Below are 9,888 nucleotides of genomic sequence, written 5' to 3'. Positions count from 1 at the left end.
TGGCGGAGCCCCTGCCGGACCGGTTTGGCCGAACCCGCGCGGTCCACGCCGTCACGCTTCCCGGGCTCCTCACGTCCGGACCTGATTGGCCGGACCGAACAGCGACCTGATTGGCCGAGCCTTGACAGCGACATCTACGACGAGGACGGCATCCCGCACCTCGACATGCGCAGGGGCTGACGAAGGAGCATCGATGCGGTTTCTTGTGAGGCGCGACGCCTCACGCGCGTGCCCGGCATCCCCTTCGAAGGCCGCGGCTACCCGTACGCGGAGTTCACGGCGGAGAGCTGGTCACTGGGGATGATTCCGCGACTGTGGCGAGTGCTGCCGGGCTGAGCCGGGGCTTCGCCTCACGGCACAGCTCCGCGTCCGCCAGGAGCGCCAGGACGGGCGTCGAGAGTTGGTGCCCACTGTCGAGAAGGACGCCGCCATCACGTTCTCCTCGAGCCATCGGCCGGGCTCCAAACCCAGGAGTCCGGCCTCCTGCTTCACGCTCACCTTGCAACGCCCGCCACACGGACACCCGACGCGTCACTGCACGGTGAAGCCCACCGTGTTGCTGGTGACCGTCTCCGTGCCCGCCGTGGCGGTGGCGGTGACGGAGTGCGCACCGGGCACGCGCGCCACGTAGCTCCACCCTGCCTTGCCCTTGGCATCCGTGGACACGGTGAGCACGTCCGTGAGGCCATCCGGACGGAGCAGACTGAATCGCACGCTTGCCTGCGCGGAGCCTGTTCCTCGCGTCACGAGGGTCGTGACGAGCACCAGACCGTTGCGCCTGTAGCTGAGCGCCGGCACCGACAGCGTGGCCTTCAGCGGCTGCGGGGTGACGTCCACCGTGAAGCTGCCCAGCGCCGCGCTCGCGCCTGTGTGCGCAGCAGTCCCGCTCACCGTGAAGCGACCGGACACCGTCTGCGGAGGAGTCACGGTGAGCGTCACCTGCCCGCTCGCGCCACGGGCCAGAGAGAGCGACGTCTGCGACAGGCCCGACGTCCAGCCCGACGGTGCCGAGGCGCCCAGCGAGAAGCTGCTCGCGGCGCACGCCGTGCTGTCATTGTTCGTCACCATCACCGTCACGGTGAGCGGCTTGCCCGCCTCCACGGTGGCTGAGGCCGGCGTGAAGCCCACCGACGGCACACGGGGCACGCACACCACGCGCGCCTCCAACTGCGCGCCACCAACGGACACCCCGTCACGCAGCACGCCCAGTTCGAAAGAGCGGCTGCCCGCGCCCGCGTTCGAAGGCGCGGTGACCGTCAGCGTCGCGGTGGCCGTGGCCCCGGGCGCCACCGTGAGCGACGGCGCGGAGAACAGCGAGCCCCACGGGTCCGAATCCAGCGCCAGCGTGAACGTGGAACCTCCACACGTCGCCGCGTCGTGGTTGGTGACTGATAGCGTGTAGCTCCCCGTCCCCCCTGGCACCACGTCCACCGTCGACGGCAGCGCGCTGAGCGTCGGCGCCGAGCGCACGCAGGGATTCACCGTGACGGAGGCCGTGGCGGTGGTCTCCACCACATAGCCGTCCCGCAGAATCTGGAGGTCCACGGCGTAGGTTCCCTGCGCGTCCGCGGGCACCGTCTTGTACATCGTGAACTCGAACGAGCCGCCGGGCTCGATGTCGAAGCCGTACGGGTCATAGTCCGTGGCCCAGCCCGCGGGCAGCGTGGACGCGGGCTCGAAGTACCACCACCCGCACGCGCGCGAGTCGTGGTTGACGAGGGTGACGCCGAAGGCGGCCGTGTCCCCGGCGCTCACCGCCTGCGAGGCCCGGTCGAAGCGCACCTCGATGGGCACCTGCTGGCACGGCGCAATCACATCCAGCGTGTCCTCCGCGGTGATGCTCGCGCCGTCACGCGCGACGGTGACGTCCACCGTGTACGTGGCGTACGGCGTGCCCTGCGGCACCTCCTTGGTGAAGTAGAGGGAGCGCTGATTGCCGGGCTCCAGGGTGATGCTGGCGGGGAGGTTCGTGGTCGGCCAGCCCGCGGGTATCGACGTGGAGAGCGCGAAGGTGGAGGCGGGGCAGCCCACCGTGTCGGTGTTGGTGATGGAGAGGCCGCTGTCCACCTGCCAGCCCGGCGCGGCGTAGTCGTACCAGGTGTCGAACGACACTGTCGGCGGCGCGCGCACGCACGGCACGGGCTCGTAGTGGACGCTCACCGTGATGCCCGCGGGCGTGGCGGCGTCCACCGACAGGCGCAGGTTGGTGTACGGGTCCGCCCACGTGCCGGGAAGGAAAGCCGGATCCCACCACTCGGACGTCTGCGGCGTGAAATCCAGCAGGTGCGTGTAGCTGCCCGTGTACGCGTCCTCGTAATGCACCAACGCGCCGCCGTACACCTGCGAGGGGAAGAAGCTGACGTCGTAGTCGCCCACCTGCCGGCGGGCCTCCAACCACAGCCAGCCATCGCCGTAGAAGCCGCGGCGCACCTTCAGCGCCTGCAAGCCACTGCCCATGGGCGCGGACAGCGGGGACAGCGTGAAGGTGCCGTCCGTGCCGTCCACCGTGGCCACCGCGCTCGGCTCCAGCCAACCGGCGCGCACCTTGTGCGGCGCCGCGTAGTGGCCCAGGTTCCAGTCGCCCATGGAGGTGAACTTGTCGCCGTACTCGGTGAGCGTGCCCCGCGCGCCCACGGGGCCCAGGGCCTCCGCTCCGAAATCGCGCGCGCTGCCGTGGTGCAGGGTGAGGTTGTGGCCACCCTCGTGCGTCACCAACTCCACGCCCAGGTCATTGGGGCTCATGTACTCGGCGCGCAGCCACGCGGTGGAGGCGGTGATGGGGCCGTCCTGCGTCTGCTGCGTGTAGCACGCCAGCGTGCCCAGGCCGCCGTAGGAGCAGTTGGTGCCCGTCGCCTCCGGGTGGACGATGAAGATGCGGTCATACTGCCGGAAGTCCACGTCCGCGTCGGCCGCGGCGATGGCGGCCACGCGCATGGCGTCCGACTCGGCGCACGAGTAGCCCCGGTTCAGCGTGTACCAGCCCACCACGTCGCCGCTGGCGCTGGTGCGGCCCTGGGACACCTCCTGCCAGTAGCGCGTCAGCGAGCGCTGCGTGGTGGAGAAGAACACCTCGCGAACCTGCTCCGCGGTGAGCGTCTGCGGCTGCCCCGGGAAGGTGGCGAGGATGACCAACGAGCGCTGGTCCCCCGTGGTGTGGCACGCGGACGTGGCGGAGAGCGCCTGGCGCACCACCTGCGTGTCCTCCGCCGCCAGCCGCGCGGCCAGCTTCAGGCCCCGCACGCGCACGCGCAGGCCGCTGCGCAAATCCCCGGACGGCGCATTCGCGAAGCGCACCTGGAGCCGCTCGCCCTTCACGCGCAGGAAGTGCTCCGTGCGAGCTTCCGTCCGCGCCGGGTTGTCCGCGACAAGCACCTCCAACTCCCCCTCGAAGTCCCCGCGCGCCTCCAACAGCGGCGCCGCGCCCGGCTGCTTCCGGGCGAGGCTCGCGCGCACGGACTCGGGAAGCGACAGCGCCAGCGCGGCGCCCGCGTCCACGTCCATCAGCGAGCCCAGCGCCTCTGCGCGCTCGCGCAACAGCGGCGTCAGTCCCGCCTTCTCGCCCCGGCGCAGCCGGGCGTTGAGCCGCGACACCTTCTCCTTCAACGGCGCGGTCTCGGCCCCTGCGGAGGCCGGGGGCGCGGTGGGAGCCGGCGTGGGCTCCTCCTGCGTGGCGCAGCCCAGGGCCAGCGCCAACGTGACGGTCAACAACGTGCGAAGCATGCCTTCCTCCGGTGAGCGGCGGCCCTGGCACGGGAAGCGCGCCTTTCGGGCCGCCGCGCGCGCCTTCTGCCCCGGGCTGTTGGATGTTTTCAACATCCCTCCAGCACCTCCGTGCGCGATGACGCCTCCGTCACGCGGAGTTGTCCCCGATGTCGCTCTGCCGCCGTGTTGCCGTGCCCTCCGCGGCGAAGGCGCTCAGCGGTACCGGGAGGCCTGTAGCTCGTACATCGTCGCGTAGCGCCCCCCGACGGCGACCAGCTGCTCGTGGGGGCCCTCCTCGACGACCTTCCCGTTCTCCAGGACGAGGATGCGGTCCGCCATCTTGACCGTCGAAAACCGGTGCGAGATGAGCAGCGCCATCTTCCCGTTCGACAGCTCACCGAACCGGTTGAAGACGTCCAGCTCCGCACGGGCGTCGAGCGCCGCGGTCGGTTCGTCCAGGACGAGGATCTGCGCATCGCGCAGGTACGCCCGGGCGAGCGCGATCCTCTGCCACTCGCCTCCGGACAGGTCGAGTCCGCCGTCGAAGCGGCGTCCCAGCATCTGCTCATACCGGCCCGGCAACCGGTCGATCACCACGTCGGCCTGGCTCTTGCGCGCGGCCTCCAGGATGCGCGCCGGATCCTCGTGCTGCTCGATTCGGCCCACCGCGATGTTGTGGTGGGCCGTCATCTCGTAGCGCGCGAAGTCCTGGAAGATGACACCGACCTCATGCCACAGGTCCTCCAGCCGGTAGTCCCGCAGGTCGACCCCATCGAGCAGGATCTGCCCCGAGCTCGGGTCGTAGAGCCGCATCATCAGCTTCACGATGGTCGTCTTCCCCTGCCCGTTCTCCCCGATGAGCGCGATGCGCTCCCCCGGAGCCATGTGGAAGCTCACGCCCCGGAGGACAGGCTCGGGTCTGCCGGGATACGTGAAGGTCACATCGCGGAACTCCAATCCCTTGCGGATGGGCCTGGTGACCGGGACCGCGTTCGTCGACGAGCGGATGGACGGCTGGAGCGCGAAGAACGCCAGCATGTCGCGGATGTAGAGCGCCTGGTCCACGATGCCTGCACCCGTCACGGAGAACTCCTGGAGCGTCCGGTTTGCTCCCGCGATGGCCCCCGCGAGGAACGTGAGCTCCCCCACGCTCAGGGACCCGCGCGCGGCCTGGTAGACGACGAAGGCATAGGCGCCGTAGTAGCCGAGTGAGCTGACCACCGAGAGCAGGGACAGGCCCGCGAGCGCGCCTCGCGACAGCTTCACGACGTCGTCCCGGAGCTCTCCCGACACGCTCTCGTAGCGGCCCATCAGGAACGAGCTCAAGCCGAAGATCTTGAGCTCCTTCGCGCTCTCCCTGCTCGCGCCAAGCTGTCGCAGGTAGTCGAGCTCACGCCGCTTGGGCGTGTGCCGGAAGTTCAGCGCATAGACCCGCGCCCCGAAGTACGCCTCGCCCAGTGCCGCGGGCACGAGGCAGACCACGATGTTCAGCAGGATCCACGGGGAGAAGACCATGATGCCCACGCACAGGCTCAAGGTCGTCAGCCCCAGCTGCAGGAAGCGGGAGATCGCGCCGACCATCACCAGCCGGTCCGTGGCCTGGGCCCGGGCCCGCTCCAGGCGGTCATGGAACGCCGGGTCCTCGTAGGTCGCGAGGTCCAGCCGCGAAGCCTGCGCCATCAACCGCAAGCTCACGTGCCGCACGTAGTTCTCACGCAGCACCACGCCTACGTAGTCGATCCCCCTGGAGAGGACGGCGCCCAGGACCGCCAGCCCGAACTCCAGCGCGACAAATCCCCAGAGCCGGCCCGTCATCCCGAGCCCCGCGCTGGCGTTGGCCACAACGCCATCGACGATCCACCGGGCGACGACGAGGACCGCCAGGGGGATCAACGCCGCCAGCGTCCGGAGCACAAGGTGGGCAACCACCGTCCTCGGGCCCGACTCCCACACCATGCGGAGCACCGGCAGGATGTTCCGGAGCGAAGCCAACCGCCCCTCCTGGACGTTGTCGTTCGATTGCGTCCGCGCCGTGCCAATGACTGTCATGGTGCTTCCTTCGTCTCATAGACAAGGACGTCGATCCACGCGATCCGCCAGTGCCGGTGGAAGTGTTGGATCAGGATGTCGTCACACGCCAGGTTGGTCAGGGCCAGCAGGGTCAGTCCCAGCGACCGGGGGGACGCAAGGGGCTCCGCCTCCAGCAGCGCCTGGAGACCGTCAACGGGACTGCCCGGCTTGAACCGGAGCGCGAGTGCCTGGAGGTGCAGGGAGGCCTCGGGCCGGGACGCGGTCTCCACCGCGGGGCGCGCCGCGTCCTCCAGGAGCGTGGCGGGAGGAAACCAGAGGAACACGGACGGGGACAGCTGCTCGACCGCCGCATGGGCATCCGGCGTCCCAGCCCCCCGCGTCTCCAGGTGCGACTCCAGGAGCCGTTGCCAATGGCGGAGGGGCAACTGCCCTTCCGCGATGGCGACGAAGCTCGCCAGGAGTCCCGCGTCGTCGAAGGCCGCCTGGAGCCGCGGGGCTGGCGTCCCCGACCCCACGTCATGGCCCTCGTGGAGAAGGCCGCTCGACGCGTCGTGAAGGAATGCGAAGTCCATGCCCTCACGCAGCGCCCGCGCGCGGGCCTCACATGCCTCGATGGAAGCGGAGGCCACGCCCGCGCGGCGCATGCGCTCCAGGGCGCTCTCGAGGACAATGAGCGCGGCGGCCAGCATGCCGCTCTCCGAGGTGGACAGTCCTCGGAGCCCGCCTCCGGTGAGGGGATGGCCCCTGAGCCGCTCGACCGCGCCAAGCGCCTCGTCGAGCCTCGACACCAGGGCCGCTGACTCCAGACAGCCCAGGTGGTGCGCGCACAAGGGAGCCACGAGCCCCAGTGCCGCATCCACGGCGGTGGGCTTCGCGTCCGCATCGCGGCTGTCGCACGCCCGCGCATAGAGCGTCCAGCAGCGCCGCGCCAACTCCGCGAAAGCCCCCTGGCCTTCCTCTGGAGGCGGGGCCGCCCGGTCCTTCCGCGCGAAGACGAGCAGGGGAACCCAGGCGACGAGCATGGGCGACGCCCAGGGCAGCGACCCCGGGTTCATGCCGGCGAGCGCCCCCGCGATGACCAGCGCCAGCAGTGCGGCGCGCCAGAACTCCGGAAGCATCATGGACGAGATGGCGCGGACCTTCTGGTTCGCCTGGGAATGCGTCGTCCAATCCAGGACACGCGCTGGCTGTCACCGTCGAACCGGGCCTGGTTCAGGGGATGGTGGAGGACGGCGACCAATCGCGCCGCGGAGCCTGGGAGCAGGTGCGTGTCGGCATCCAGGGTAATGACATACCGGACGGTCCGAATGACGCCCGGTACGGGCCCCACGTAGCTCGTGTCGTCCGCCCCGAGCACCAGCCGGTTGAGCTCCTCCAGCTTGCCCCGCTTGCGCTCCCACCCCATCCAACAGCGCGCCACGGGATTCCACCGCCGTTCGCGATGCAGCAGGAAGAAGCGCGGCGCTTCCTGGGGGCAGTGCCGCGCGTTGAGCAACCGGATCCCGTCCTCCAGGCGGAGCAGCATTGCCGCCTCCTCGGGGATCTCCTTCTGGCTGGCGTCAGGGAAGTCTGTCAGCAACGCGAAGAAGAGCTCCGGGGAGACATTGCCCTGGAAGTTGCGCTCCAGCCTCCGGAGCTGGGTTTCGATGTCGTCCAGGCTCGCCACCAGCAGGGGCGTGACGAACAGCGTCCGGGTCTCCTTGGACAAGACCCGCTCCGGGTCCATCCTGGGCATCGGTGGCGGCTCCTTGAAACACCGCGTGAAGACAGCGTCGACGCCCCCCCTGCAAGAGCTCCAGGCACGGCAGCAGGAGAAGGACGACCAGGGTCCATCGGTCCGCGGCGTCGAGCCCGGACGCGGCCAGCGCGCGCTCCAGCCCCAGCAGCATCAGCAGGGTCAAAAGACACACAACCGCGACATAGATGGGTGCCGCGTGACGAACCAAGACCCTGGACAGGCGGGTACGCGCGGGCACCGCACACCCCAGATGGACCTCGAACTCCGGCCTGCCACGAGAGAGCAACGCATCTCCAACGTGACGATCACGCGAATCGTTGCCGCCCCTCTCCGCGCTCCACGCTACGGCGGCGCGGGCGACGAACGCAGGTGCTGTCTCGACCCGGAAGCCAACTCCTGACAGGTGGCTTGGTAGCGGGCACGAGTGCCCTCGTCCATGTCTGCGTATGCGCCCAACGGGTCGCGTCGGAGGATCGCGTCGACGGATTCGGGCTCCGTCGCATGGACCGACGCGGACGGCTCCTGCCGCTCACGGGGAGAATGACTGGCGATGTTCATCTCTACCGGGAACTAACTGGAAAACAGAAAAACCTCCAGTTCCAATCAAGAGACAAAATTGAAGTTTCACCCTTGCAGCTCCGCCGTACCCCGTACGCAGGCGAACACGTCTAGCGCGAAGCTCCTGCTTGAGCAGCCCGGCCCCATCCAGCTGCGGCGTGCGCTCCGGCCTCGCCGCTGCCCCGTTTGTGGGGCCCTGTTTTACCCGGGCAATATTGACGTGGCATTTATACCCGGGTAGAAATGACATCATGACTGCATTCGATCTGAACCGCGGCGCGGTTGCTCCGGTCGCCGACGAGGTCGACCTCGTCGACCTGTCCGTCACCGGAGTCATCCCGCGCGAGCTCGACGGAACACTGCTGCGCAACGGTCCGAACCCACTGCGCGGCCGCTTCGAGGGCAACGACGTGCTGTCGTGGTGGCCGGAAGCAGCGATGCTGCACGCGATCGCGTTCGAGGATGGCCGCGCGGCCAGCTACCGGAACCGCTGGGCGCGCACGCGCCGCTGGGCCGACGTGCACTCGCCCGCTCAGGCGCCGCACCTGCCCGACACCAATCCGAACGTGAACGTGTTGCTGCATGCGGGCGAATTGCTGGCGCTGGCGGAGGGTGCGGCGCCGTTCGCGATCACGGCCGAGCTCGATTCGCTCGGCGCGCCCCGACGGCACGCCGGGGTTGCTGGCGGAATGACCGCGCATCCGAAGGTCGATCCGCTGACGGGCGAGCTCATCGCGTTTCGCGCGGACTGGCGCGCGCCGTGGCTGCGCTACGGTGTCGCGGACGCGCAGGGTGTGCAGCGCGCCGACGTCGTTGTCGACGTGCCGGCGCCATCGATGATGCACGACCTCGCGATCACCGCGACCCGCAGCCTGCTGCTCGACCTGAACGTCGGGTACGACTTCTCGCTGCTGAAGCAGGGCCACCGGATGCCGCTGCGCTGGCACGATGACCGGCAGGCGCGCATCGGCGTGATCCCACGGTACGGCGGCGACGTGCGCTGGTTCGGCATCGCGCCTTGCTTCATCCAGCACGTCGTCAACGCGTATGACCGCGACGAAGCATGCGTCGTGCTCGATGCGGTCCGCTATCCGTGGTTCTTGCGGCTCGACGGGAGCACGGGCAGGTTCGCCGACAACCCCGTCGGCGTGCTGTGGCGCTATGTGATCGATACGGCGAGCGGCCGGGTCGACGAAGGGCCGCGCAGCGACGGCGGGATCGAGCTGCCGCGCATCAACGAGAGCCGGACGGGGCGACCCTACCGTTACCTGTATGCGACCGAGCAGCCGACCCCCGTCGAAATGCGCGGCGTGGTCCGCTTCGATCACGAGCGCGGCGCGACGAAGCGCTACGCGCTGCCGCCCGGCGACCAGAACAGCGAGCCGGTGTTCGTGCCGTGCCCGGGAGGCGTCAACGAGGACGACGGCTGGCTGATGGTGATGGTCTATCGTGCGGCGACGGACTCCAGCGACCTCGTGATTCTCGACGCACGCGAGATCGACGCGGAGCCCGTCGCGACCGTTCACCTGCCGCGCCGGGTGCCCGCCGGGTTTCATGGCGCGTGGGTGCCGCGGACGCGCTGAGCGGCGTGTGCCCGGGGTAGAGAGCGAGACGGAGCCCATGAGCAAGTGGAACGCCCCCCAGCTTTGGCAGGCCCTTCTGGACGGCGCTGGCTGTCCCATCTGCATACGCGGGGTGCCGCTTCACGTCATCGCCCGGAGGGAGTGTTCCTCTGAAGCATCCCCTCATCTGAATCAGATAAGTCCGAAGGCCTCTCGGAAGACAGCGTGCTCGCGGACGAGTTGCCCGAATCGCTCCACCAACGGGCGGAGTCGTTCATCGCTCATGCGCGGCATGGC

General features: G+C 69.4%; 5 protein-coding genes and 1 pseudogene. 2 read left to right on the top strand and 4 right to left on the bottom strand.

The window, feature by feature from the left end:
- A pseudogene (locus D7X99_RS44115) lies at positions 1-180 on the top strand (hypothetical protein); the annotation flags it as partial.
- A 351-nt stretch (positions 181-531) separates the two neighbouring features.
- Here D7X99_RS44115 and D7X99_RS43025 read toward each other — a convergent pair.
- From D7X99_RS43025 to D7X99_RS40230, 4 genes are all read right to left on the bottom strand, one after another.
- Positions 532-3,720: an NEW3 domain-containing protein gene (locus tag D7X99_RS43025; protein WP_158627151.1), complete on the bottom strand. Its 3,189-nt coding sequence runs from the start codon at positions 3,718-3,720 to the stop codon at positions 532-534.
- A gap of 195 nt (positions 3,721-3,915) precedes the next feature.
- Positions 3,916-5,751: an ABC transporter ATP-binding protein gene (locus D7X99_RS40240; RefSeq protein WP_121782365.1), complete on the bottom strand. Its 1,836-nt coding sequence runs from the start codon at positions 5,749-5,751 to the stop codon at positions 3,916-3,918.
- Positions 5,748-6,854, bottom strand: a complete 1,107-nt coding sequence (locus tag D7X99_RS40235) for a hypothetical protein (RefSeq protein WP_121782364.1) — start codon at positions 6,852-6,854, stop codon at positions 5,748-5,750. Before D7X99_RS40235 ends, D7X99_RS40240 begins: the two co-directional genes overlap by 4 nt.
- Positions 6,851-7,468 carry a hypothetical protein gene (locus D7X99_RS40230; RefSeq protein WP_121782363.1) on the bottom strand — a complete coding sequence of 206 codons (618 nt, stop codon included), beginning with the start codon at positions 7,466-7,468 and terminating at the stop codon, positions 6,851-6,853. The genes D7X99_RS40235 and D7X99_RS40230 overlap by 4 nt, the downstream gene beginning before the upstream one ends.
- A gap of 812 nt (positions 7,469-8,280) precedes the next feature.
- On the opposite strand from D7X99_RS40230, the gene D7X99_RS40225 reads away from it, so the two are divergent.
- Positions 8,281-9,612, top strand: a complete 1,332-nt coding sequence (locus tag D7X99_RS40225) for a carotenoid oxygenase family protein (protein WP_121782362.1) — start codon at positions 8,281-8,283, stop codon at positions 9,610-9,612.
- Positions 9,613-9,888: the final 276 nt, after the last annotated feature.

The organism is Corallococcus sp. AB032C (assembly GCF_003668935.1).
GTDB lineage: Bacteria > Myxococcota > Myxococcia > Myxococcales > Myxococcaceae > Corallococcus > Corallococcus exiguus.
The sequence above is the reverse complement of the archived record's forward strand: the minus strand, read 5'-3'. Positions and strand labels throughout refer to the sequence as shown.

Excerpts from the sequence above, each read along its gene's own strand:
- D7X99_RS43025 (WP_158627151.1), bottom strand. The coding sequence starts at position 3,720 with ATGCTTCGCACGTTGTTGACCGTCACGTTGGCGCTGGCCCTGGGCTGC.
- D7X99_RS40240 (WP_121782365.1), bottom strand. The coding sequence starts at position 5,751 with ATGACAGTCATTGGCACGGCGCGGACGCAATCGAACGACAACGTCCAG.
- D7X99_RS40235 (WP_121782364.1), bottom strand. The coding sequence starts at position 6,854 with ATGATGCTTCCGGAGTTCTGGCGCGCCGCACTGCTGGCGCTGGTCATC.
- D7X99_RS40230 (WP_121782363.1), bottom strand. The coding sequence starts at position 7,468 with ATGCCCAGGATGGACCCGGAGCGGGTCTTGTCCAAGGAGACCCGGACG.
- D7X99_RS40225 (WP_121782362.1), top strand. The coding sequence starts at position 8,281 with ATGACTGCATTCGATCTGAACCGCGGCGCGGTTGCTCCGGTCGCCGAC.